At 55.4% G+C, this 24,782-nt stretch carries 23 protein-coding genes; 6 read left to right on the forward strand and 17 right to left on the reverse strand.

Going from position 1 to position 24,782, the window contains the following annotated elements; all coding sequences use genetic code 11:
• Positions 1-4 precede the first annotated feature (4 nt).
• The gene (locus tag BN2373_RS02690; RefSeq protein ID WP_053942640.1) at positions 5-877 is read left to right on the forward strand and encodes a pyridoxamine kinase; all 873 of its coding nucleotides are present in this window, start codon (positions 5-7) and stop codon (positions 875-877) included.
• Positions 878-954: 77 nt separating this feature from the next.
• Here the strand turns inward: BN2373_RS02690 and thyA are convergent, their stop codons facing one another.
• From thyA to BN2373_RS02710, 4 genes are all read right to left on the reverse strand, one after another.
• Complete coding sequence (thyA, locus tag BN2373_RS02695; RefSeq protein ID WP_053942641.1) at positions 955-1,785, reverse strand: thymidylate synthase; 831 nt, start codon at positions 1,783-1,785, stop codon at positions 955-957.
• Between the two features lie 60 nt (positions 1,786-1,845).
• On the reverse strand, positions 1,846-2,229 hold the full coding sequence (locus BN2373_RS02700) for a hypothetical protein (RefSeq protein ID WP_162200045.1): 384 nt from the start codon (positions 2,227-2,229) through the stop codon (positions 1,846-1,848).
• Positions 2,230-2,318: 89 nt separating this feature from the next.
• Positions 2,319-3,002: an epoxyqueuosine reductase QueH gene (locus BN2373_RS02705; RefSeq protein ID WP_420795647.1), complete on the reverse strand. Its 684-nt coding sequence runs from the start codon at positions 3,000-3,002 to the stop codon at positions 2,319-2,321.
• Positions 3,003-3,102: 100 nt separating this feature from the next.
• Positions 3,103-4,509 carry a uracil-xanthine permease family protein gene (locus BN2373_RS02710; RefSeq protein WP_053942644.1) on the reverse strand — a complete coding sequence of 469 codons (1,407 nt, stop codon included), beginning with the start codon at positions 4,507-4,509 and terminating at the stop codon, positions 3,103-3,105.
• Between the two features lie 367 nt (positions 4,510-4,876).
• On the opposite strand from BN2373_RS02710, the gene BN2373_RS02715 reads away from it, so the two are divergent.
• Complete coding sequence (locus BN2373_RS02715; RefSeq protein ID WP_053942645.1) at positions 4,877-5,386, forward strand: GNAT family N-acetyltransferase; 510 nt, start codon at positions 4,877-4,879, stop codon at positions 5,384-5,386.
• Between the two features lie 64 nt (positions 5,387-5,450).
• Here the strand turns inward: BN2373_RS02715 and BN2373_RS02720 are convergent, their stop codons facing one another.
• On the reverse strand, positions 5,451-6,620 hold the full coding sequence (locus BN2373_RS02720) for an ATP-binding protein (RefSeq protein ID WP_053942646.1): 1,170 nt from the start codon (positions 6,618-6,620) through the stop codon (positions 5,451-5,453).
• 226 nt (positions 6,621-6,846) lie between these two features.
• Here BN2373_RS02720 and pyk point away from each other — a divergent pair, with 226 nt between their 5' ends.
• Together pyk and BN2373_RS02730 are read left to right on the forward strand one after the other, a co-directional pair.
• A complete protein-coding gene (pyk, locus tag BN2373_RS02725; RefSeq protein ID WP_074017949.1) occupies positions 6,847-7,866 on the forward strand; it encodes a pyruvate kinase in 1,020 nt (339 codons plus the stop codon).
• A 24-nt stretch (positions 7,867-7,890) separates the two neighbouring features.
• A complete protein-coding gene (locus BN2373_RS02730; protein ID WP_053942647.1) occupies positions 7,891-8,634 on the forward strand; it encodes an alpha/beta hydrolase in 744 nt (247 codons plus the stop codon).
• Here the strand turns inward: BN2373_RS02730 and BN2373_RS02735 are convergent.
• Together BN2373_RS02735 and BN2373_RS02740 are read right to left on the reverse strand one after the other, a co-directional pair.
• The gene (locus BN2373_RS02735; RefSeq protein ID WP_074017950.1) at positions 8,579-9,034 is read right to left on the reverse strand and encodes a (deoxy)nucleoside triphosphate pyrophosphohydrolase; all 456 of its coding nucleotides are present in this window, start codon (positions 9,032-9,034) and stop codon (positions 8,579-8,581) included. The two genes, BN2373_RS02730 and BN2373_RS02735, sit on opposite strands and share 56 nt — an antisense overlap.
• Complete coding sequence (locus BN2373_RS02740; protein WP_053942648.1) at positions 9,034-9,603, reverse strand: DUF3783 domain-containing protein; 570 nt, start codon at positions 9,601-9,603, stop codon at positions 9,034-9,036. The genes BN2373_RS02735 and BN2373_RS02740 overlap by 1 nt, the downstream gene beginning before the upstream one ends.
• Positions 9,604-9,681: 78 nt before the next feature.
• Here BN2373_RS02740 and BN2373_RS02745 point away from each other — a divergent pair, with 78 nt between their 5' ends.
• Positions 9,682-10,332, forward strand: coding sequence for a lytic transglycosylase domain-containing protein (locus BN2373_RS02745; RefSeq protein WP_053942649.1), 651 nt, complete (start codon positions 9,682-9,684; stop codon positions 10,330-10,332).
• Positions 10,333-10,374: 42 nt separating this feature from the next.
• Here BN2373_RS02745 and BN2373_RS02750 read toward each other — a convergent pair whose 3' ends face one another.
• The 9 genes from BN2373_RS02750 to ftsH form a co-directional block, all read right to left on the reverse strand.
• Positions 10,375-11,013, reverse strand: a complete 639-nt coding sequence (locus BN2373_RS02750; protein WP_053942650.1) for a histidine phosphatase family protein — start codon at positions 11,011-11,013, stop codon at positions 10,375-10,377.
• A gap of 18 nt (positions 11,014-11,031) precedes the next feature.
• Positions 11,032-11,988 carry an NAD(P)-dependent oxidoreductase gene (locus BN2373_RS02755; RefSeq protein WP_053942651.1) on the reverse strand — a complete coding sequence of 319 codons (957 nt, stop codon included), beginning with the start codon at positions 11,986-11,988 and terminating at the stop codon, positions 11,032-11,034.
• Between the two features lies 1 nt (position 11,989).
• Positions 11,990-12,766 carry a ComF family protein gene (locus BN2373_RS02760; protein ID WP_053942652.1) on the reverse strand — a complete coding sequence of 259 codons (777 nt, stop codon included), beginning with the start codon at positions 12,764-12,766 and terminating at the stop codon, positions 11,990-11,992.
• A gap of 8 nt (positions 12,767-12,774) precedes the next feature.
• Positions 12,775-14,991, reverse strand: coding sequence for an SF1B family DNA helicase RecD2 (gene recD2, locus BN2373_RS02765; RefSeq protein ID WP_053942653.1), 2,217 nt, complete (start codon positions 14,989-14,991; stop codon positions 12,775-12,777).
• A 31-nt stretch (positions 14,992-15,022) separates the two neighbouring features.
• Positions 15,023-16,297, reverse strand: coding sequence for a UDP-N-acetylglucosamine 1-carboxyvinyltransferase (murA, locus tag BN2373_RS02770; protein WP_053942654.1), 1,275 nt, complete (start codon positions 16,295-16,297; stop codon positions 15,023-15,025).
• Positions 16,298-16,360: 63 nt separating this feature from the next.
• Positions 16,361-16,990: a uracil phosphoribosyltransferase gene (gene upp, locus BN2373_RS02775; protein WP_019133691.1), complete on the reverse strand. Its 630-nt coding sequence runs from the start codon at positions 16,988-16,990 to the stop codon at positions 16,361-16,363.
• Between the two features lie 8 nt (positions 16,991-16,998).
• Complete coding sequence (locus BN2373_RS02780; protein WP_082337979.1) at positions 16,999-18,162, reverse strand: L-threonylcarbamoyladenylate synthase; 1,164 nt, start codon at positions 18,160-18,162, stop codon at positions 16,999-17,001.
• A complete protein-coding gene (locus BN2373_RS02785) occupies positions 18,155-19,819 on the reverse strand; it encodes a putative manganese-dependent inorganic diphosphatase (RefSeq protein ID WP_238379616.1) in 1,665 nt (554 codons plus the stop codon). Before BN2373_RS02785 ends, BN2373_RS02780 begins: the two co-directional genes overlap by 8 nt.
• Entirely contained in the window at positions 19,800-21,683 is a 1,884-nt protein-coding gene (gene ftsH / locus BN2373_RS02790) for an ATP-dependent zinc metalloprotease FtsH (RefSeq protein ID WP_053943484.1), read from the reverse strand. The genes BN2373_RS02785 and ftsH overlap by 20 nt, the downstream gene beginning before the upstream one ends.
• Positions 21,684-21,876: 193 nt before the next feature.
• On the opposite strand from ftsH, the gene BN2373_RS02795 reads away from it, so the two are divergent.
• Positions 21,877-23,253: an SPFH domain-containing protein gene (locus tag BN2373_RS02795; protein WP_053942655.1), complete on the forward strand. Its 1,377-nt coding sequence runs from the start codon at positions 21,877-21,879 to the stop codon at positions 23,251-23,253.
• 573 nt (positions 23,254-23,826) lie between these two features.
• On the opposite strand, the gene BN2373_RS02800 is transcribed toward BN2373_RS02795, so the two are convergent.
• Positions 23,827-24,702, reverse strand: coding sequence for a LysR family transcriptional regulator (locus BN2373_RS02800; RefSeq protein ID WP_053942656.1), 876 nt, complete (start codon positions 24,700-24,702; stop codon positions 23,827-23,829).
• Positions 24,703-24,782 lie beyond the last annotated feature (80 nt).

Below are 24,782 nucleotides of genomic sequence, written 5' to 3' on the forward strand. Positions count from 1 at the left end.
AAGAATGAAAAAAAATAATGAAGTCGTTCTCTACCAGCGTCAGGGAAAGTATATTCCCAGAGTGGCAGCGGTTCATGACCTATGCGGTTATGGAAAATGTTCCCTTGGAGTAGCTATCCCCCTCCTGTCCGCAGCCGGTGTTGATGTCTGCCCCCTGCCCACCTCACTCTTCTCCACCCACACGCTCTATCCGGACTTCGTCATGCATGATACCACTGACTTTTTGCCCCAGGTTCTCGACCACTGGAAGGGTGGAGCCGAGATGGACCTGGATGGGGTATATTCAGGCTTCCTGGGTTCGGCCGAACAAGTAGAAATTATCCAGTCAATCTACAAAAATTATCCTAACGCCCTCCGTTTCGTCGATCCCGTCATGGGCGATGGTGGTCAGCGGTATCCGACCTACACGGAAGAGATGTGTGAAAAGATGAAAGACCTGGTGGATGGAGCGGACCTCCTCCTTCCCAACCTGACCGAAGCCGGCATATTAACCGGGATGGACTACCCCGGTCAAAGTCCCGATGAAAAACAAGTCCGCACCATTCTGGATGCTTTACTGGAAATGGGGGCTAAGATGGTTGTTCTGAAAGGCATCCAAAAAGAGGGGAAGATCATCAACTACATCCAAGGCCAGGACAGCGAAATGACCGCCGTTTCGGAAGACCTCCTGGATTTCTTCATCCACGGGACCGGAGATCTCTACGCTTCTTCCCTGATCGCCGCCCTCTATACCGGAAAGGATCTGGAAAGTGCTGTTGCCTTCGCTTCCAAATTCGTTCATGATGCCATGCTCAACACCCGTCACCAACCAAACTATCTCCAGCGTGGTGTCTCCTTTGAACTCAACCTCGGCCAGGTTACCGATCTTTTGAAATAAGCATAAAAGTAAAAACCTCCCCTCCGAAAGGCATAAGCCGGTCGGAGGGGAGGCTTTTCTTTTTATGAAGGGATTATTTATTCCGCAACTGGAATCCCCTTGACATTGGGGCCATGCTCATAGCCCTCCAGACGGAAGGAGTCGGCATCGAAGGCATAGAAGTCGGTGATGGACTCATCGATGACCAGCTTGGGGGCAGGGAAATCTTCCTGGTCCAGGAGCTTCTCCACGATGGGGATGTGGCGGTCATAGATATGGGCATCGGCGATGACATGGACCAGCTCGCCGGCCTTGAGGCCTGAAACCTGGGCGAACATATGGACCAGGAGGGCATACTGGGAGACGTTCCAGGAATTGGCCACCAACATATCCTGGGACCGCTGGTTCAGGATGGCGTTCAGGGTATCGCCGGAAACGTTGAAGGTCATGGAATAGGCACAGGGGTAGAGGGCCATCTCATGGAGGTCTTCAAAGTTGAAGATGTTGGTCAGGATCCGCCGGGAAGCGGGGTTGTTCTTGAGGTTAAAGAGGACCCGGTCCACCTGGTCCATCTCCCCTTCGGGATACTTGTGCTTTAGGCCCAATTGGTAGCCATAGGCCTTGCCGATGGTCCCCTTTTCATCGGCCCACTGGTCCCAAATCTTGGACCCCAGGTCCTTGACCTTGTTGGACTTCTTCTGCCAGATCCAAAGCAGCTCATCATAGAGGGCCTTGAAGTTGATCTTTCGGATGGTCTGGATGGGGAATTCCTTGGTCAGGTCGTAGCGGTTGACCAGGCCGAATTTTTTGATGGTGTGGGCGGGACTTCCATCCTGCCAATGGGGACGAACCTCCATCCCCTCATCCGATACACCATGGTTGAGGATCTCTCGACAATTTTCTTTGAAAATCTGATCTGCACGGCTCATGCCAGTCTCCTTTCATTGATAAAATATATTTAACTATCGAATTCTTGTGGTGACATTTTTCTACAGGGGACGACGGTATTGGTCATCCCCTGAAAAGCGATCCCCTTGGTCCATGACAGAGAGGGTGTATAAAACAAAGCCATGGAAAAGAATCTCCCCCAGGGCCATGGTCTTGGCAAAAGAGGAATCGCCGGAGAAGACGAGGCCAATGATGGCAAAGACCAGGAGGATCCCGGCATATTGCTTGAGTCGGTCGGCCTTGATGGGCAGGGCCTGGGCAAATTGGCCTGCCATCCAAAAAAGATATACCCTTACCCCGAATAGGAGGAGAATCACGGGGATGGCGATGATGGCCATGACCCCGGCGATGGGAAGGAAGAGGCCGAAGGAGAAGATGGTCCCGACCAGGCCGATCCCCAAAACGGAAAGAATCTTCAAAGCCATCCCGATTCCGGAAACTATGGCCAATACCTTATAAATGATCGCAACCTTATCAAAAATCTTCTCTTGATTATCTTGAATCCACGTTTTCATCATGCTTGGGTGGCAGGGCCACCCTCCCCCTTTCTCTCTTTATCTTGCCAAATTTTTTCCGCCTCATGAGCCTGGCGGGCTTGGTAGGAAAAAAGGCAACCGCAGTAATCTTGCCGGTACATCCCATATTCATCCGTCAGCTCTTTAGACCGCTTAAAGCCGTTTCTTTTCTTGAAGTCCGAATAGAGGTAGGCCACCCCGTATTCTTCCTCCAGAACCCTTCCGATTTCGTTGAGCCTTTGAGCGTCCTTGTGGGGTGAAAGGGAAAGGGTGGTGGTGAAGTAATCATAACTCCCTTTCCTGGCCCATCGGGCGGCCTCTTCCAGGCGGAGTCGGTAGCAGAGGCTGCACCGGTCCCCTCTTTCGGGATCTCCTTCATGGCCCCGGACCTTTTGGTAGTAGTCCTCCGGATCGTAGGCAGCCTTCTGAAAATGGATGGGGTACTTGCTGGGCAGACGACGGATGAGGCCCTCCTGTTCGGCTTCCCGGAAGTCATACTCCTCTTTGGGATAAATGTTGGGGTTGTAATAGTAGACCGTAATGTCAAAATAGTCCGACAAATACTCCAAAACGTAGGTGGAACAGGGCCCGCAGCAGGAATGAAGAAGGAGGCGGGGGACCCGGCCTTCCTGCTGAATTTGCTCAAGGATATGGTCTAATTGTAATTGGTAATTTTCCCCCATCATGACCTCCTTACCGATCCATGTCACTTCATTTTACCATAGAAAAAAAGCCCGATTGAAGCTTCCTTTTACCGGGCTTTTCATGATGTGATTATTGTCGTTAGTCGAATTGGCCGGTGGGTTCTTCGCCATCGCTGTAGGACCAATTGAAAGGCTTACCCTTGAAGGTCGCATCCGTTCCGGAGAAGTTGACGCCGGTTGGTCTGGGTTTATCATCGGAGAAATTGTAATCCTTGCCGGGAAGGAGGGCGTTCAGGATGATGCCTACCAAAGCGGCGATGGCCAGGCCGGACAGGGTGATGGTAGTGCCGAAAACATCGAAGGAAAGTCCGGATACGCTGCCGGTGAAGCCCAAGGCGGAGACGAAGATGGAGGCTGCGACAATGAGATTCCGGGACTTGGTGAAGTCCACCTGGTTCTCGACCAGGTTCCGTACTCCAACGGCGGAGATCATTCCGTAGAGGATGAGGGAAACCCCGCCGATGATGGCCATGGGGATGGACCGGATAAAGCCGGAGACTACAGGGAAGAAGGAGAGAATGATGGCGAAGACGGCAGCCAGGCGCATGACGGCGGGGTCATAGACCCGGGTCAGGACCAAGACGCCGGTGTTTTCTCCGTAGGTGGTGTTGGCCGGGGCACCGAAGGCCGAGGCTAATGAGGTGGCCAGGCCGTCACCCAGGAGGGTCCGGTGGAGGCCGGGATCCTTAAGGTAATTTTTCTTGACGGTGGCGGAGATGGCCGTAATATCACCGATATGTTCCATCATGGTCGCCAGGGCGATGGGGGTGATGGAGATGATGGCGGAGGGGTCCAGCTTCATGAACCGGCTGGGATCCAGAGGGAGGGCCACCGTCTGAGCTGCCTGCATGGAGGAGAAGTCCACCCGGTTCAAAAGGAGGGCAACCACATAGGAGGCAACGATGGCCAGGATGATGGGGATAATCCGGGCCATGCCCTTACCCCAAATGTTGAAGTAGACGATGACCGCAATGGCGACGGCGGCCAGGAGCCAGTCTGTGGAGGCGTTCCCCACGGCAGAGGGGGCCAGAGTCAACCCGATGGAGATGATGATGGGCCCGGTGACCACAGGGGGGAAGTACTTCATGACCCGGGAAACCCCGAAGGCTTTCACTAAGCCCGCAATGACCACATAGACCAGACCGGCAAAAAAAACACCCCCACACGCATAGGGGAGCATATCCAGATTGGGCGCATCGTTGATCATTGGTGCTACTGCCGCGTAGCCTCCGATAAAAGCGAAAGAGGATCCGAGAAAAGCAGGAACCTTGCCCTTGGTTAATAAATGAAATAATAAAGTCCCTAGACCTGCCATAAACAAGGTGGTCGAAATATCCAAACCGGTCAACAGAGGAACTAAGATGGTCGCCCCAAACATGGCGAACATATGTTGGAGTCCTAAGAGGCCCCGGGTCCCGATGGAGAGGGACCGGACATCCCAAATGGCTTCCTTACCGAGTTCTACTTTCTTCGATGGTTCTTTCAAGATCGTACTCCTCTCGATTTATGCAATTGCACCCAAAATTTCAACTAGTATAGCAAAAAAAGAGGTCCCTTGTCCAATTTTTTGGAGGGGTTTTTGGGGCGGAGTGGGGGCTGGGGGGCCCCAGGAGGCTCTATGAAGCGGACGGTAATCCCGGTGGCCCCCTCATTTGGCGGAATCGAGGATTAAGGAGGCCAGGCGGAGCCTCCTTACCTGGGAGAACCGGGGATTGAGGGGGAAAATGTTGGGCCTCTAAAATCTACCTTTATCATCATTTTAGGGATAAAATATAAAAACACCAAAAGCCCTATCACCATGCGCTCATAACGCATGATTTCTATCCGTTCAAACAATCAGGGAGGAAGCGATAATGATCGAAACAGAAAGACTTATTCTTAGAAAGCTTCAGGAAAGCGACTTAGATGCCATTTTTGCCTGGGCATCCGATGAAGAGGTGTCGAAATACGTCACCTTCCCTACTCATCGAACAAAAGAGGATACCAAAAAAATTTTAGACCTCTGGTTACGCCAATATGAAGATGAAGATACGATCCGATTTGCCATCGTGAAAAAAGATAGCACTGAAGTGATGGGAATGATCGATGTAGCCAGAATTACCCCCGAAGGATACCCTGAAATCGGGTATTCCTCAGCCAGGAAATACTGGGGAAACGGCTATATGACAGAGGCTTGTAAAGCCATGGTTGGCTATCTCTTTGGGCGTGGTTATCAAAAGATACTTATCAGGGCAAGGATTGAAAATATCGGCTCAAACCGGGTGATCGAAAAAACGGGATTTGTCTTTCTGAAAAGAGAAGAAGTCCACCTGGAAAAGCTGGATAAGATGGTGACTTTGAATTTCTATGAGATGGAGAGGTGAGGAATTGATCCAGAAACATGGGGAAAATGAGGTGCCCTCCTAGGACTAGGGCACCCTGCCCTCTTCATAGCAAATAATGTTGTAGGTCCTGATAGTTGACGTATTCCACTCCATTAAACATGGGATAGGATTTCCCGGTATAAATGACCTTCGGGTTGAGTGCCGTCTCTTCGGCTTCCACAAAAGATAATAGATTCTTAGAAAAAGAGCGGTTGGGTGTCATGGCGGTCTTGATTTCGCAGGGATAAAGCTTCTCTTCTTTTTTCATAATGACATCCACTTCCACGCCTTTTGCCGTTCTCATATAGAAAATATTCGGATTTTGATTCTGATTGAGTCTGGATTTGAGAAATTCTGAAACAATCAGATTCTCAAACAAATTTCCACGCAGGGGATCTCGACTTGCCTGGTTCTCGGTTTCTATTCCTAAAAGATAGGAAGCGAGGCCGATTTCCGTAAAGTAAATCTTTGGAGATTTGATGATTTGCTTTGTGATATTGGAAAAATAGGGTTTTAACCGGAATATGATATAGGAGGCTTCAAGGACAGAAAGCCATTCCGACAAGCTTGTGGATGATACGCCGACTTCCCCGGACAGACCGGACAAGTTGACCACCTGGCCCACCCTGCCAGCCAAGAGCGTAAGAAATCGTAGGAATTTATCTAAATTCCTAATTTCCAACATTTCACGTAAGTCCTTTTCAACATAGGTGTTCAAATAGTCACGATAATATACGCTTGGCTCTCTGGTTCCCTCTCGATATAATTCGGGCATAAAACCATTGATCAACAGCTGGTCTGTAGATAACTTCTCCAGTTGTTTTTCCTGGGCAAGCTCACGCATGCTTAGAGGCAGTAAGGAAAGAATCCCCGTTCTTCCGGCAAGGGATTGGGCGACTCCCCTCTGCAAGCTGGGTTGATGGCTCCCGGTCAGGATAAAGCGGCCATTCTTCCCCCTGTCCTCATCAACCATAACCTGTAGTGCTGAAAGGAGTTCCGGAACCCTTTGGACTTCATCAATAATCAGAGGTTCTCCATAGGTGTAAAAAAATCCCCGATAATCCTCTTTTGCTAAAATCCGGTTAACGGGATCCTCCAGGTTTACATAGTTATATTCGGGAAAGCTTGATTTCACCAAGGTTGTCTTCCCCGATTGCCTGGGACCGATAACGGTAACGACAGGTACTTGATCAGCTAATTTTAATAATTCCTTTGTCATTTCCCTATGGATCATTTCACCACCCCCTTATCGGTTTTATCCTAACAAGTTTGGGCACTATTTTCAAGTACAACTTGAAAATAGTGCCCAAACTTCATCGTTCTATTCTTTTTCCCCTTCTTATGACTCACTAGGGGGACCGAGCCAGGGCACCTCCGCCGGAACCCACCCCTCCCTGTGATAAAATGAGTCCAGCAAAATCACACGATTTTACGACCACAGCAACAAAAAGGAGGTTGGCATGATTGAAATCTATGGGACCCTGGGCCCGGCTTGTGCCCAGGTGTCCTGTCTGAAAGAGATGATCCTGGCCGGGATGACCGGGATCCGCCTCAACCTGTCCCACACCGGCCTGGCCCAGGCAGAGCCATGGATCCGCGTTCTTCATGAGGCGGAAAGAGAGGCCGGGCGGAGGGTCTCGCTCTTGGTCGACCTCCAGGGACCGGAGCTCCGAACGGGGATCCGGTCCCAGCCTCTTCCTTTGGAAAAGGGCCAGGTCCTCCCCCTCTATTTTTCAGGGGATAGCCCGGCCCGAGAGGATGAGGCAGATGGCCCGGTCCTCCCAAACGAATGCAAAGACTTCCTCCGGCCCGGCCAGGAGATTCGGGTGGATGACGGGAAGATCCTCCTGGAAGTCCTCCCCGGGGAGGGGCGACTCATGGCCCGGGTCCGCCAAGCCGGTCTCCTGGGCGGGCGGAAGAGCCTGGCTCTGCCAGGTTGCCGGGTCCCCATGCCGGCCCTAACACAGGCGGATAGGGAGAATATGTCCCTCTTTTCCGACATGAGGGTGGGCGAGGTCATGCTTCCCTTTGTCCGGTCGGCCCAGGACCTCGTAGACCTGAGGGAGGCTCTGGATAGGTCGGGGAACCCGGAGGTCCGGATCCTGGCCAAGCTGGAGAACCGCCAAGGCCTTGATGCCCTCGACGACCTCATCCCCCTGGCCGACACCATGGTCATCGCTCGAGGGGACCTAGGCACGGCTCTTCCCCTTTGGGAGCTTCCCTGGGTCCAAAAAAAAGTGGCGGAGAAATGCCGGCAGGCGGGCCGCCCCTTCATGGTCGTCACCCAGATGCTGGATTCCATGATGACCCGCCCCCTCCCCACTCGAGCAGAAGTTTCCGACATTGCCAATGCGGTTTGGGACGGGGCGAGTGCTGTCATGATCACTGGCGAGACTGCTGCCGGAAACTATCCGGTGGAGGCCATGGACTACCTGGTCAAAACTGTTCGTTTCGCTGAAAACCACTTAACCCGACGATAAGATTACGCGACTAAGGAGGCAACCATGTCCACCATTCACTGCAGCTTTCGCTCCCAGACCCTGGGCAAATCTAACCCCTTCATTATGGTGATGCCGGAAGAAGGTACGCCCTACACCCTGCCGGGCCTGGAACCCCGACTGGTCTTTGGCCTTCATGCCCTTTCCGCCGGCTATGAACAGCTCTACGCCAAGACCCCCATCCAGTTTTTTGCCGACACCTACAACATGACCTTCGTCCTCCCCCAGGCCGATCGGTCCTTCTACCTTAACGGCGTCTATCCTTATGAGGACTACATCACCGAAGAGCTCCCCGACTACCTCGACCGCCATTTCAAACTCCCCGACCGGTCCCGCTGGTCCGTCCTCGGCGTATCCATGGGGGGCTATGGAGCGGCTAACCTCTACGCCAAGCACCCCGACCTCTTTTCCTCCTGTGCTTCTTTTTCGGGGGCCTTCGACATCCCCCTCATGCAAGAATTGTCCAAAGCTGACCCCTACCGAGTTGGTCAAGAGAGTCTGGACCCCATCCTCCAAGATTCCTTTGACTCCCTCTTTGACCGGACCTTCCCTAAAAATGGAAAAATCGCCCTCTTCTGTGGAAAATCGGACTTCCTCTACCCCTCCAACCTCCGCCTGGCGGAAAAGCTGGAAAAGGAAGGGGTCAGAGCCCATATCCACTTCGAAGAAGGCGACCATGACTGGATCTTCTGGTCTAGTGTTTTTGAAGAGGGTCTGCGTTTTCTCCAAGGGGTGAATCCGGAGAAATAGAATCTTTTCCCATCACCTCTTTCAGCTCTTCAATGATGGGGCGGGTCCCCTCCAGCCAGGCCGAAGGATCCAATTCCTCCCCCGTCAACCACCGCCCTTGGCCGGCTTCCACCAGGGTCATCTCCCCCAGAGGCCTGGCCCAATAGAGGGAGAGCTTGACCCGGTATTCCGGGTAGTCATGGACCGCCTTCCGGTAGAGGCCCAGGATTTCCATGTCCACGTCCAGCTCCTCCCGGATCTCCCGCCGGAGGGCCTCCTCCGGGCTCTCCCCGGGCTTGACCTTCCCGCCCGGAAACTCCCAGTAGCCTTTATAGGGGCCATAGCCCTTCTCCGTCCCGAAGATCCGCCCGGGCCTTTCCGGGCGGTCGCAGAAGACGGCCACCACCACATCGATGACCATCAGATTTTCTTTCTTTCCTTGAGCAGGGCCTGGACCTTATTCATAAAGCGGGGATAGAGGTCATCAAAGCGGGGGATGTCCTCTTCCCTGGGCTCATTCAGAAAGTCCTCCATCTCCTTGGCCAGAGCCATGAGCTCCTCATCCGCCTCCTCCTCATGGAGGGCTTGGGCAACGACCAGCCCCTTGTTGGCCAGGGTCATTCGCTTCATAAACTCATGCTCCTGGGCATTTTCCTCCACCAGCTTGGCATAGGGCCACTTCCGGTTGGTCTCGGTCAGGCCGGCCTTGAGGGGAATGTAGAAATCCTCATCCTGGCAGAGGTCCAGGAAGTCCGACAGGGCCTCTCCTCCCATGCCCACAAAGAGCTCATGCTCCAGGTCCCGCTCAGCCACGGGCTCATGGACCCGGTCATTATCAATGGGGCCATCCACCAAAAGCTCCTCCACCGTCATGGAGAACTCCTCATCCGACACCGGCCGGAGGCCGAAGCCCGACCGTGTGGCCAGGTCTTTTAACCTCTCGAAGCGGTCGCCGTGAAAACCATAGCAAATAATATAGGGTGTTTTCATTCTTTTCTCCTCATTTGTTTTATTTATTCATTCCGAATGGGTAACTATAAAGAACTACAGACCATCAGGAGGAAGATTATGCAGAAAAAGACCCCCAAGCCCCATAGACCCTCTGTCCGGTCCAGCCGGCGGAGGCGGCCCGACCCCCTCAAGCGGTCAAGGGCCCCCTTCTACCTCCTCCTGATCCTGGTCCTGGCTATGGCCTTCTTCTATTATCTGGTCAATTGGGGGCCCCTGGCCTACCGGAGGCATACCGTTTCCGACCTCCCCTACCACGACCTCTTCATCCCCAAGGCCCGGGAATATGGCCTCTCCCCCTACCTAGTGGCCGGAGTCATCCAGCAGGAATCCGCCTTCAAGCCCAAGGCCGAGTCCTCGGTCGGTGCCCGAGGGCTCATGCAGGTCATGCCCGATACCGGCCGCTTCATTGCCAGAAAAAGGGGGCTGGACTTTGATCCCGACGACCTCTATCAGCCGGAAACCAACATCGACTATGGTTGTTGGTACCTCGCCTACCTGATGAAGCGCTTTGACGGGGTCATCCCCACCGTCCTGGCCGCCTACAATGCCGGCCCCAACATCACCCAAAAATGGCTGGAGGATCCGGAGTATTCCAAGGATGGCCGGACCCTCTATCGGATCCCCTATGGAGAAACGGACCGGTATGTGGTCAAGGTTATGGGCTATATGGAGGATTTTCGGGAGAGATCCGATACCGGCGATCAATGATAAAACCCTGGTCAGGAAATTGGCCAGGGTCTTTTTTTTGTCCTATTCTTCCGCCAAAAATTCCATCCGGGGGAGGCGGACGGACTTAACCGGCCCATAAACCTGGACCTGGAGGATGGCCCCATTCTGGGGAGCCAGGCCCTTGAGGGACTGGTTGGTCCCCATGACCCAGCCCAAGGCCGAGGAAAGGACATTGTAGTGGCAGACCAGGAGGTAGTTTTCATTGAAAGCCGGATCCGGCCTCATCCCATAGGGGGTGGCCACAAAGGAGGCCCGCTCCTTGGCCGACAGCTCGTCCAAGACCGACCAAACCCGCCGGCAGACCTCCTCATAGGTCTCCCCCTCCGGAGCCGCATAGGTAACGGGATTGGCACAGAGGGCGGCATAGTCCGCCTGATACTTGTCCCAAACCTGGGTCGGTGTCAGACCCTCGAAAACCCCGAAGGACCGCTCCCGAAGGCGGGGCTCACGAACCGCATCCGGATAGCCCAGGGCCTCGGCCGTCTGGATGCAACGGGTGTAGTCGGAGGTGAAAACCCCATCAAAATGGATTTTATTCAAATAGGCCTTGGCCGGCTTGAGTTCATCCAGATACTGAGGATCCAGCTCTGTGGACCCGTCGCTGTAGGTATTGGCCATATTGGACAGGGATCTGCCGTGACGGACAAGATAGATGTTCAAATCGCTTCTCTCTTTCTATTACAGGATCCGGCTTTGGACCGGCCGGCCCTCCAGGAAGTCTTTGGCATTCTTCAGAACGATCTCAGCCCGCTTGGCCATGGCCTCTTGGGTGAAGTAGGCCACATGGGGGGTCAGGAGGACATTGGGAGCCGTTAACAGGGGCTCGGATTCATCCAAGGGAGGCTCCCGGTCAAAGACGTCCACCCCGGCTCCGGCGATCTTCCCCTCGCCCAGGGTCCGGGCCAGGTCCCTGCTGTTGACGATGGGTCCCCGGGCGCAGTTGATGAGGATGGCCGTCTCCTTCATGAGGGCCAGCTCCCTGGCGGTGATGGTGTCTCGGGTCTCCTCGTTCTGGGGGAGGTGGACCGTGACGATGTCTGACCGGCGGAGGAGGTCCTCCAGGCTCAGGTAGTCCATCCCCATATCCACCAGGTCCCGGTGGACGGACCGGTTGTAGCCGACTAGGCGGGCCCCCAGGGCCTGAAAGACCTGGGCCACCCGGGTCCCGATCTTCCCGGTCCCGATGATCCCCACCGTCCGGCCGGCAACCTCCCCGCCCAGGAAGTCCGCCGCTTTGCCTCCCCGGCGGATGGCCCGGTCGGCTTCTTTGATTTGCCGGAGGAGGGCAATGGTCATCCCGACAACCAGCTCTGCCACCCCTTCGTCCGAATAGCCGGCGGCATTGGACACCTGGATCCCCCTGGCCTTGCAAGCCGCCAGGGGGATGTGGTCCAATCCCGTAAAGGCCACGTTGATGTATTTGAGGTTTTTGGCCGACTCCACCACTTCCTCCGGCATGGGGGTGTTGGCCAGGATGACCTGGTCGGCATCCCCCACCCGGTCCAACCATTCCTGAGTGGAGGTGGGCTTGGTCTCATAGGCGGTAAAAAAGTGTCCATCCTGTCCCAAAGCCTCCCGGAAAGAGTCCAGGATGTCTTGGCTGATGGTCAATGGTTCCACGAGCACGGTTTTCATATCAATTCTCCTTTTGGTCACTGGTAGGGTAGGAAGCTGAAGCCAGACTGAGGCCGTAAAGAGGGATCCCTCTTTCTATCAGAGGACGGGCTCCTTCGATCATGGTCTGACCGGTTGTCACCAAATCATCCACCAGGATGCCTTCCCGATCCATCAGATCCTCAACCCGGACCCTTCCGGTCAACCTTTCCTCTCCTTGATAAAATTCGGCCGACAAAAAACCATCCTCCTCCGCCAGGACATAGGATTCCCGGACATTGTCCATCCGGTCCCGACGGGAGAGGGTGTGCTGCTCCCGGGATTCCCGGACCTTCCTTAGAGCATGAACCAGGACTAACCCCCTACTCATGGCCAGGCCACGGGCGAAGTTCAGGGCCGGGTTGTAGGCCCTAAGGGTCTCCCGCCGCCTCCGCATGGGAAGGTAGGCCAACCAGCCGGCCCGGGAGAGGATGGGATGGTCTTTCACATAACCGTCAAGGATCGAAACAAAGATATTTTCCTTATAGCTTTTACCCGAAAACTTATAATCGGCAAATTGTTCTTGGAGGAATTGATTATAAAAGCAGGCGGAAAAGACCGGGAAATCCGGATCTTCCCACAGCTGTCGACAGGTAGAGGTAAGGTCGATGGCCGCCCGGCAGGAGGGGCAGAGGCCCCCGGACAGGGTCCTCCCCCTCTCCCCGCAGGCCAGGCAGAATCCCTCTTCCTCAAAGAGGAGACCGAAAAGCCGGGCTCCCGGTCCTCCCTCCCAAAATGTTCCATCTTTTTTCCGTCTCATTCTTCCTCCTAAAAATCAAAGGGCGACCCTCTTTCCATGCTCTCCACGATGGCCCGGTCCAGAGAGGTCTGGCGGGCATCCGACCGGTCATTTTGGATCATGGACTCCATAATCCGCCGGCTTCCCACCAGGATGCAGAGCTTCCTGGCCCGGGTGATGGCGGTGTAGAGGAGGTTCCGGGTCAGGAAAAAGGGCGGCCCGGCCACCATAGGGAGGACCAGGCAGGGGAATTCCGACCCCTGGGCCTTGTGGATGGTGATGGCAAAGGCATGGTCCAGCTCCCCCATGGTCTGGAGATCATAGGTCACCCGGCGGCCATCAAAGTTCACCACCAGACCTTCGCCCTCCGGGAGGACCACCTGAACAAAGCCGAAGTCCCCATTGTAAACCCCCTGGCCCTGACAATCCTCCCCGTCTGTCCAGAGGAGGTTGTAGTTGTTTTTGACCTGCATGACCTTGTCCCCCGGCCAAAAGCTCCGGTCCTTGCCCAAGGTCACATGGTCCGCCCGGTCCCCTTGGGGGTTGAGGGCCGCCTGGAGTCTACGGTTGAGCTCCTCGACCCCGCAGACTCCCTTCTTCATGGCCGAGAGAACCTGGATGTCCCGGAGAGGATCCCAGTCGTAGGCCTGGGGCAGGCGGCGGGCAACCAGGTCCTCCACCAGGTCCGCCGCGTCCTTGTCCGTGGCCGTCGGAAGAAAGAAGAAATCCCCTTCTTTGTCGTTAACCTCCGGAAGCTGGCCATGGTGGATCCGGTGGGCGTTGGAGACGATGAGGGACTCTTTGGATTGGCGGTAGATCCGGTCCAACTTGATCGTGGGGATAACATCGGACCGAATGAGGTCATGGAGGACATTGCCGGCTCCCACTGAGGGAAGCTGGTCCACGTCTCCCACCAGGACCAGCCGGGCCCTATCGGGCAGGGCCTGAACCAGGGTGGCCATGAGGGAGAGGTCGATCATGGAAGCTTCATCGACAACAAGGGCATCCAGGAGAAGGGGGTTGTCCCCGTCATATTCCGGGATGACTCCGCCTTCCTCCGACCCCTTGAAACCCAGGAGCCTGTGGATGGTGGAGGCGGACCGGCCGGTGGACTCCTCCATCCGCTTGGCCGCCCGCCCTGTGGGTGCAGCCAGGTCGGAGGACAGGCCGTTTTGGTCAAAGACCTCTAAGATCGCTCGAAGGATGGTGGTTTTTCCGGTCCCCGGTCCCCCGGTGATGACTAAAATGGGCTCCCGGGCGGACTTATCCACCGCCTCTTCCTGGAGTCCGGAAAGCCGGAGGCCCATGGCCTCTTCGACCTTGCTCTTATCGATGACCAGGTCCTCCCGGTCCTCTTCCATGAGGATGGCCAGACGTCCGGCGGTGACCTGCTCTGCCGAATAAGCCCAGTCCGGATAGCAGCGGTCCTCAGGGCCGGGGATGGGTCCCCCTTCCCGGTGAATTCTCCCCTGGGCTTCCAGATTTTCTAAAGCCGGGGTCAAGTGGGAAGAGGACAGGCCCAGGAGCTTTTCCAGCTCCTCTTCCAGCCGGTCGCCCGTCCAAAAGGAAGACCCCTCTTCCTCCATCCGGGTCTGGAAAAGATAGTGGAGGCCGGCCAGGGTTCGGAAGAAGGAATCCTCCTCCACCCCCAGCTTCCGGGCCAGCTTGTCGGCGGTTAAGAAACCCACTCCATCAATGTCCTCGGCCAGGCGGTAGGGATTTTCCCGGATGATGGCTTCCGTATTCCTCCCATACTTGTCCAGAATCCGGGAGGCCAGCTTCATCCCCAAATCCAGGGACTGAAGGTAGATCATGGAGGCCCGGTTAGCGGCCTGGTCAAGAAGGACCCCGTGGATTTCCTCCGCCCTCTTCTTCCCAATCCCCCGAATTTTCCTAAGAGCCTCGGGATGATCCGTGATGGTTTCCAGGGTCTTCTCCCCGTAAAGATCTACCAATTTTTCAGCACGGCTTTCTCCGATATGGGGAAAAAGTCCGGACGACAAATAAGCCACCAACTGTTCTCTCGTTGATGGCTCCTTCTTTGTCCAGCTTGTTGCCGAAAATTGGGCACCGAACTTGGGGTGGATGGCCAGGTCCCCGTCCAGGACATAGGCCTCCCCCGGATTGATGTCCAAAAAACTCCCCACGCAAGTTAAGGGACCGTCTCCCGTGGATAGCACGAAGACGGTGAATCCGTTCTCCCGACTGTGATAGCGGACCCGGTCCACAACCCCTTCAACCTGCATGGTTTTTCCTTTCTTGACCCGGCCCTCCGGCCTAGTCGTCCTCCTCCATCCGGAAAATATCGGCTCCCAGGCCACGGAGTTTCTCTTCAAACTTGTAGTAACCCCGGTCTAAATGGAAGACATTGTAAACCTGAGTTTCGCCTTCAGCAATCAGGCCGGCTAAGACCAAAGCTGCACCCGCCCGAAGGTCCGTGGCCTGGACCTTGGTTCCCACCAGGTGGTCGACCCCCCGGATGATGGCCTCGTTGCCCTCGGTCAGGATCAATGCCCCCATCTTATTGAGCTCGTCCACGTGCATGAAGCGGTTTTCAAAAACCGTCTCATCCACCTTGGATTGACCCTTGGCCGTGGTCATCATGGCCATGAATTGGGCCTGGACGTCCGTGGGCAGGCCCGGATAAGGAAGGGTTCGGATGTTGATGGCCTTGGGTCGGCCGGAGGCGTGGATGGTGATCCTGTCCTGGTCCTCATCTTCATTGATGTCACAACCGGCCTCTCTCAGCTTGGCCAGGACGGGGCGGATGTGTTCGCTAAGGACATTTTCCACCGTCACCTCGCCTCCGGTCATAGCGGCTCCGACCAGGAAGGTCGCTGCCTCAATCCGGTCGGGGATGATGGAATGGCGGGCACCGGTCAGGTGGTCCACCCCCTGGATGACCACGGTCGATGTCCCGGCTCCCCGAATCTTCCCCCCCATCTTGTTGATGAAGTTGGCCAGGTCCACGTTTTCCGGCTCCTTGGCCGCGTTTTCAATGATGGTTTCCCCCCTGGCCATGGAGGCCGCCAGCATGATGTTCTGGGTGGCTCCAACAGAGGGGAAGTCCAGGTAAATTCGTCCGCCCACCAGGCCACTGGAGGGGGCCTTGGCTCCGATGACGTTGGGCTCCTGGTCGATCTCTGCACCCAGGGCGGCGAAGCCCTTGAGGTGGAGGTCAACCGGTCGCTTGCCGATGGAGCAGCCGCCCGGCAGGCCGATCTTGGTTCGTCCGAACTTGGTCAGGAGGGGGCCCATGACGATGAAGGAGGCCCGCATCCGGTTGACTAGGTCATAGGGGGCCTCATACCGGTCGACGGTGGTGGGGTCGATCCGGATGACATCCTCTCCAATGTAGTCCACTTTGGCATTGAGGGACCGCAGGACCTCGACCATGACGTCAACGTCCCGTAAGGGGGGAATATTCTCCAGGATAATCTCCTGGTTGCCGAGGAGGGAGGCGGCTAAAATCGGCAGGGCGGCATTCTTTGCCCCGGAGATGGGAACCGTCCCCCGAAGGGGCTCACTCCTTCGAACTCTAATATAAGTCATATTTATCCTCGCTCGTGTCTCTTCGAATTCCTTCTTTTCGGGAAATGATTCCAAATACCTTCTTTATTTCGTCCCGAAGAGGCGGTCGCCCGCATCGCCCAAGCCCGGAAGGATATAGGCATCCTCATTGAGCTGGCGATCCAGGCCGGCCAGAGTGATGTCCACGTCCGGGTGGGCATCATGGACGGCCTTGATTCCCTCGGGTGCCCCGATGATGGCAACAGCATGGATGGACTCGCAGCCATATTTTTTCAGGGAAGAGATGGTGTCGATCATGGATCCGCCGGTGGCCAGCATGGGGTCCAGGACAAAGATCTCCCGATCCTTCACATCCGCCGGCATTTTGAAATAGTATTCCACCGGCTTATGGGTCTCGGGATCCCGGTAGAGGCCGACATGACCCACCCGAGCAGAGGGAACAATGGTCAGAAAGGCGTCCACCATACCCAAGCCGGCACGAAGGATGGGAACGAAGCAGAGTTTTTTTCCGGACAACTGGTAACCTGTGGTCTTCTCCATGGGGGTTTCAATTTCAATTTCTTCCAGAGAAAGGTTCTTGGTTGCCTCATAGCCGGCCAGGATGGCGATCTCCCCCACCAGCTTGCGGAATTCATTGGTCCCCGTATTTTTGTTCCTGAGAATGGTGAGCTTGTGCTTGATTAAAGGGTGGTCCAGGACTCTGACATTTTCCATATTTCCTCCTATTCTTCGATGACGCGACCGGCCGCCGCCTTCCGCATCCGGTTCATGATGGATTCTCCGTAACCCAGGGGGGGAACTCCCATGGCAAGAATGACCGCCATCCCGGCCATATCAAATCGTCGCAGGTTGGTGAAGAGGCTATGTCCCATCTCGCTGAGATCGGACCGGGTACCCTGAGTGATGATATAGGGCTCCGGGCCGCCGGCCGACTTGACCGCTTCCCGGACGGGGTCAACATCCTCCTCAAAAAGGAGGAGACCCACCTGACCGGGAGACTCCGCCTCCAAATAACGAGTGACAATATCGCTTACTGCCTTTTCCATACTATCACTTTTATCCACAAAAAGGGTCATTTCTGCCTGCGGTGCATAATGTTTATATTTTTGCCCGGGGGATTTGGGCAGGATCTGGCCGGGGCCCAGGCCCGGATCCAGGGCCACTCCCGGTAAGTAGGGAGCCAGGATGTCCGGCGTATAGAAGCCCGGCCGGAGGACCTGGGCGGGTTCCACCGTCAGGTCCACGACGGTGGATTCGATCCCGATGTCACAGGGGCCACCGTCCAGAATGAGGGGGAGGCGACCCGCCATGTCCTGGTAAACATCCCGGGCATTGGTGGGCGAGGGCCGACCCGAGAGGTTGGCCGAAGGGGCGGCCACCGGTCTTTGAGCCGCCCGGAGGAAGGCCCGTCCGATGGGGTGGGAGGGCATCCGGATCCCCACCGTATCCCCGCCGGCCGTGACCTGGTCGGGGATGAGGGCGGACCGGCGGAAGACCAGGGTCATGGGCCCGGGCCAGAGGTCCTCCATGAGCTCTTGGAAGGGGGCCAGGTCCTGGTCCACCAGGGCCGGCAACTGGTCAAAGTCGGCGATGTGGAGGATGAGGGGATTATCGGAAGGCCGGCCCTTGGCCCGGAAGATGGACCGGACGGCTTCCGGGTTGAGCCCGTCCGCCCCCAGGCCGTAGACTGTCTCGGTCGGGAAGACGACCAGTTCCCCCTGGCGGATGAGGGCTCCCGCCCGGTCAAGGACCTCCTCCGAGCCCTGGACCCGGACAGGGATAAGCTCCGTTTCCCGGTCGGCCTTGACTTGGGAAACCCCCAGGCCTTCCGGCTCCTGTCCGCCGGCAACTATTCGGCGATGGTTTATGGCCCCGGGCTTATTCATGGCCATCGACCTCGGAAAGGGCATGGTTGAGTTTGGGGATGAGCTGCTTTTTCCGGGAGAGGAGGCCATCAGCTACAAAGGTGTGGTCCACAAGATTGGTGCCGAATTCCTTGGCCACCAGGTCGGCATGGTCCCCAGCCACCATGACCCGGGAGGACTCCCGGAAGATGTTGGTCATGAGGAGGAGGTAGGTGTCGTCCCCCTGCTCCTTGAGGATTCGGTTCATCTCCTTGTAGAGCTTGTCGGTGATCTCCCCTTGGATATTGTCTTCCATGGTGAAGACCTGGGCAACCCGGATCTTGTGCTTGTGGATGTCGAAGAATTTCACGTCCTCGGTCAGGATGTCCTTGGCCTTTTTGAAAGTCAGGTCGGTCCCGGCGGTGAACATTTCCATGGCATAATCTTCCGGATCGATTCCGGCAATAGGGGCCAGGCGGGCGACAGCCTGACGGTCGGCTTCGGTCGTGGTCGGTGACCGGAAGAGGAGTGTGTCCGAGATGATGGCCGAGCACATGAGGCCGGCGGCCAGACGGGAGGGGCGGATCCCCTGCTCATAATAAATCTGGGAGATGATGGTGGAGGTGCAGCCTACCGGGACATTGCGGAAGTAAATGGGACCGGCCGTGGTCACGTTGGCCACCCGGTGGTGGTCGATGATCTCCAGGATCTCCGCCTGGTTGAGGTCGGGGATGGACTGGGAAGCTTCGTTGTGGTCGACCAGGATGACCTTTTTCTTTTCCGTGTTGATCAAGTGGTAACGGGAGATGGATCCGACGACCCGGTTCTGGGAATCCACGATGGGGTAGGACCGGAAGCGGGTTGTGGCCATCTTCTGCTGGACATCCGGAAGGAAGTCGGTGGTATGAAAGTAGACCATGTTTTCGGTCGTCATGAGGAAGCCCACCGGAACGGCCTGGGGAAGGAGGCGGGTGGCGGTAAAGGTGGAGAGGCCCGTGGAAAGGACGGTGACCCGGTAGTCCTCGGCCAGGCGGGCCAGGTCCTCGCTCAGCTTGGTGTTGTTGGTCAGGATGAGGAGGGCAACCCCCTTCTTGATGGCGTCTTCCTGGGCATTTTCCCGGTCACCCACCAGAACAATGTCATTTTCTTTAATGAGTTCATTGTCCACGTGGCTCATGGCGTAGATGGCAATGTCGCCGGAGATGGTCCGGGGGTCATCCGGGAGGTATTGGATCTCAGCGGAAAGGACATCCATGATGTTGGAAAGAGGCGTTTGGGACCGGCCCAGGATGTTGTCATTCCAAATGTTGGCATAGGAGTTGGCAATGTTGGACAGGGCAATGATCCCGATCAGCTTCTCTTCCTCATCCACCACCGCCAGGTTGTTCTGGAAGTTGGCTTGGATGATTTCCGTGGCCTGGTAGAGGGAGGTTCCCGGAGAAATTCCGTAGGAGGAGTCGAAATTGATGTCACCCAAGATGGGTTGGATGGACTCCAGGTACTGGGGCGGCTTGGCTCCAAAATAATCCAGGACAAAGCGGGTTTCCTGGTTGAGTTCTCCCAGGCGGACCGGGATGGCTTCGACATCCCCGATCCGGTTCTTGAGCTCGGCATAGGCCAGCGCCGAACAAATGGAGTCCGTATCCGGGTTTTGGTGACCCGTGATAAAGACTTTTTCCTTATTCATTCCTTTGGTCATGGTTCTCCTCTTCTGTCTTCTTTTCTTCCAAACTCTCCATCCCGTAGAATTCCAGGGACCGGTTGAGGATGTCCATAAATTCCTCTCCGGTGATGGTTTCTTTTTCCAGGAGATAGCCGGCGATGTCGTGGAGCTGACGTTCGTATTTCTCTAAGGTAGCATAGGCCTCCTCATGAGCCTGACTGATGATGGTCTGGACCATCTTGTCCACTTCCGAGGCGGTTCCGGGACCGGCCATGAGGTCGGTGTCGCTGCTCAGATAGGGAGAAGTGACCGTTTCCAAAGCGAGAAAACCGAACTCCTCCGTCATTCCGAACCGGGTAACCATGGCCCGGGCTAAACGGGTGGCCTGAAGGATGTCGTTGGAAGCTCCGGTTGTCCGGGTATGGAAGACCAATTCTTCCGCTGACCGCCCCCCGGTCAGGACTTGGATCCGTTTGGCCAGGTCCTCCTGAGTTTCCAGGACCTTTTCCTCTTCATCCACCTGCATAGTATAGCCCAGGGCACCGGATGTTCTGGGGATAATGGTGATTTTAGTCACCGGGGCAGATAGCTTCTGCATGGCGGCAACCAGGGCATGACCGACTTCGTGGTAGGCGATGATCTTTTTGTCCCGGTCGGTGATGACGGCGTTCTTCTTCTGCTGACCGGCAATGACCGTCTCAACGGATTCGATGAGGTCTTCGGTCGTCACCTTGGACCGTCCCTGACGGACCGCCCGGAGAGCCCCTTCGTTAATGATATTGGCTAAATCGGCACCGGAAGTTCCCGCTGTCATCCGGGCGACCTGGGCAAAATTCACATCCTCGACCATGCGGACATCTTTGGCGTGAACCTTGAGGATGTCTTCCCTGCCCCGAACGTCCGGAAGTTCCACACGAACTGTCCGGTCAAAACGGCCGGGTCGGGTCAGGGCGGGATCCAAGATTTCCGGCCGGTTGGTGGCTGCTAAAATGACCACTCCGGTATTGGCATCAAAGCCGTCCATCTCTGAGAGGAGCTGGTTGAGGGTCTGCTCCCGCTCGTCGTTTCCGCCTAAACCCCGTCCATCCCGACGCTTGCCGATAGCATCGATCTCGTCGATAAAGACGATGCAGGGAGCTTTTTTCTTAGCTTCCTTAAATAGATCCCGGACCTTGGAGGCTCCCATACCGACAAAGAGCTCAACAAATTCCGAACCCGAAATGATAAAGAAGGGAACATCCGCCTCCCCGGCCACAGCCTGGGCAAGGAGGGTCTTTCCGGTGCCCGGGGGGCCAACCAGGAGGACGCCCTTGGGACAAAGGGCCCCGATTTGCTCATATTTGCTGGAATTGTCCAGAAAGTCCACCACTTCATTGAGGGATTCCTTGGCTTCATCCTGACCGGCCACATCGGCGAAGGACTTGCCGGTTTCCGCTTTGACATAAACCTTGGCATTGGACTTGCCGAAGGACATGGCGTTCGATCCGGTCATGTTCTTCATGAGCTGGCGACCAATGAACCAGAAAATCGCCAGGGGAATCAAGAAGGTAATAAGGAAGGTCAGAATGGGATTGGGCGTTGAAGGTATTATCGCTCCGAATTCCACCCCTTTTTCTTTGAGGGTTTCCGTTAAGCTGGGGTCGTTCCATGGCCCGGTTTCATAAACCTGAGTATTCCCCTTGTCGTCCTTGGCTTCAAAGACGTAACGGTTTTCCTTGAGAGAGACTTTGGTGACCCGGTTCTTGTTCAAATCCTCAACAAAGGCGGAGAAGGGTACCTCCTTGACCTGCTTTTGTCGGAGGCCGGGAACCAAAAAAATTTGGGCTAAAATCAGGGCAGCCAGGACGATAATATAATAGTAAGTTATCTTACTGGGTTTCCTGTTTTTATTGTTTTTCATAGGCTTCCTTTCTTCATTGATCCGATCTTGAATCCCCGGAATTGGGTATACATTTTTTAAGGTTGGATTTGGGACTTGTTCATTTTTACCCATCCTGTCCCTTTCCACCGACAAAGCTGTCATTGATGTCGGAAAATCCGGCGGGAGAGCCGGGCGAAAAACCCGCATTTGAATTGAGTGCAAGGAGGAAAGAATGGGATTAATTAAAGCAGCGGCAGGGGCCATCGGTGGCGGTTTAGGCGATGCCTGGCTGGAAACGGTGGAATCGGCCTACATGGGGCCGGAAGTCATCACCGCACCCGGAGTCTCCCGGTCAAAGGATGATCGGAGAAATTCCAACACAACGAAGACCCCCGATACGATTTCCAATGGCTCCATCATTCACGTCGGCGTTAACCAATGCATGCTCCTCATCGATGGTGGAAAGATCATCGACTACACGGCAGAGCCCGGCTATTTCAAGGTGGACCATTCCTCCATGCCCTCCATTATGAATGGGGAATTGGGCGAATGGGTGAAGGAGTCCTTCAATCGTTTCCGCTTTTCCGGTTCAACCCCGCTGAAGCAACAAGCTTATTATATCAACCTCCAGGAAATTCGGGGAATTAAGTTCGGCACCCCCAGCCCCGTTTCCTACTTTGATAATACCTATAATGCGGAGCTCTTTCTCCGGGCTTTCGGCACCTACACCATCCGGGTTGTCGACCCCATTCTCTTCTATAGGGAGGTAGCCGACCACGATGCGACGGCCTCCGTGACCATGCAGGATGTCAATGAACAGTACCGCAATGAGTTCCTGACGGCCTTCCAGACTGCCTTAAACCGCTTCTCCCGTGAAGGAGAACGAATCGTCTATATCAACTCCCACGGCCAGGAACTGGCTGACTATATGCAGGAAGTCCTGGACGACAAGTGGCGGAAAGAAAGAGGGATGGTGGTGGAAAATGTGGCCATTGCCTCTATCTCCTATGACGAAGAATCCCGCAAGCTAGTCGAGATGCGGAACAAGGGGGCAATGCTTGGCGATCCCTCCATCCGGGAAGGTTACGTCCAAGGGTCCATCGCCCGCGGCCTGGAAGCAGCGGGATCAAATGAAGCCGGTGCCGGTCAAACCTTCATGGGCATGGGGGTCGGTATGAACGCCATGGGACAGGGAATGGGCCAGTTCTCCCAGACCAATGCTCAGCAGATGGCGGAGGAAGCCAAGAAGAACCAGTCGGTTTCCAGCGGGGCTGGTAGGTCCGGTGGCGATGGTGTCGCTGGTGGTGCCGGCGGGGCTGGTGCCGCTGCTGGCGGTGGCCTCGCAGGCGGTAGCGGTGAGCCCAGTGGCGGTCCCAATGGCGTCGCTTCCAACGGGGCTTCCGCCTCCGATCGCTGGATTTGCCCGGAATGTAACCATGAGAATAGCGGAAAATTCTGTTCAAATTGTGGAAGAAAGAAGCCGGAAGCGGTCGCCGCCCACTGCCCCAACTGCGGACAGGTTTTGGAGGATCCCACTGCCAAGTTCTGCTCCAATTGCGGCCACAAGCTGACTACCCCCTCGGAAGAAACCTCTCAGGAAGAGAAATAATAGCAAAGTGAATCCCTCTACCCAGGAAATAAGGATGGGGCTGTGTCAGAATGAGCCAATCTTCTGACACAGCCTCTTTTTTGGGGCACACATCTTTCGGGAGATAGCTATGAGGAGACTTGACAGATCCTTGTTCCCGGTCAGACCCTGATAGCCTTTGGATTAAATAATTTGTCAGGGTTTCAGGCCCTGACAAATTTGCTATCTGACAAATTAACAGGGCCTCTTTTCGCCCTGCTATTTTTATGATTCGTAAGATTATCAGGGTTCCAGACCCTGATAATTTTGCAATTCGCTCATCTAACAGGGCAATTTTCTACCCTGCTTTTTTCCAGATTTTTCGAAATATCAGGGTTCACAACCCTGATATTCTAGTATTTCTACAAATCATCAGGGCTCCAGACCCTGATAGTCGTGAGTTTTGCCCAATTATCAGGGACCGCCCTGGCCGGGCCCGATCCCGCCGCTAGCCGGCGGTAAGCCCTGCCCTGGCGGCTCCCCGTTTCCGCCATGGGCCAGGGTAACCCCTCCCGGCCCACCCAGGGCCTCCACCCACCTCCCCGCTCTCTAATTTTAATGTTCTTGGAAGAAGCGGATCATGTCCTTCATAGGCTGGCTCAGCCATTTTTTCTTGTGGTAGATCAGCTGGCGGTTCATGGACAGGTGGAAGTCCTCCACGGGGAGAATCTTCAGGGTGCCATCGGCCTTGTGGTGGCGGAGGGAGTACTTGGGCAGGAAAGAAATCCCGCAATTTTCCTCAATCAGCCGGAGGATGATGTCCGTGTTAGGCACCTCTAAACGGGCTTGGATCTCCAATCCTCGTTTAGCCAATTCCTGCTCAAAGGCAAAGCGGTAATTGTCATTTTTCTCCGTCAAAAGGAAATTTTCTTCCATAAGATCTTCTAGTTTGATCCGATCTTTTTCCGCAAGAGGATTATCCCGATGAGCGATAAAGCATAGATCCTCTTCCTCATCCACCGGTTTGATCCAATTGACATCATACAGTGGCCGATCAAAAAGATAAGCCAGATCCAATTCATTGCTATTGAGCATCCGCTCAATCTGCCAGGGAGATCCGGTGGTAATCCGAACCGACTGGTCAGGATGGGCCCGATAAAAGGTCATGAGAACATCCTGGACAAAAGAATTGCAGAGGGAGTGGATGGTTCCCAGGTGGATGGGATCCCGGATAGGTGCGTGTTCCATGTCATACTCCGCCTGACGGCAGGCCGCCATGATGGATTGGGCATGGTTATACAATAGCTGGCCATGAGCCGTCAGCCGGACGCCTTTACCGATCCGGTCGAAAAGCTGGGTATGGAACTCCTCCTCCAACTGCTGGATCTGGATGGTAATGGCTGATTGGGTGTAACGCAGCTCTCGAGCCGCTTGAGAAAAAGATCCTCGGTCCGCCACTCTGATAAACGTTTTTAAGTATGCCAGTTTCATAATATCCCCCCTTGATCACTTTGCTCATTGAAAGACCAAAAAGTATAGATGATAAAACTATTTTATCAGTTCCATAAAAA

It is taken from the genome of Kallipyga gabonensis, from assembly GCF_001286805.1.
In the GTDB taxonomy this organism is placed as follows: Bacteria; Bacillota; Clostridia; order Tissierellales; family Peptoniphilaceae; genus Kallipyga; species Kallipyga gabonensis.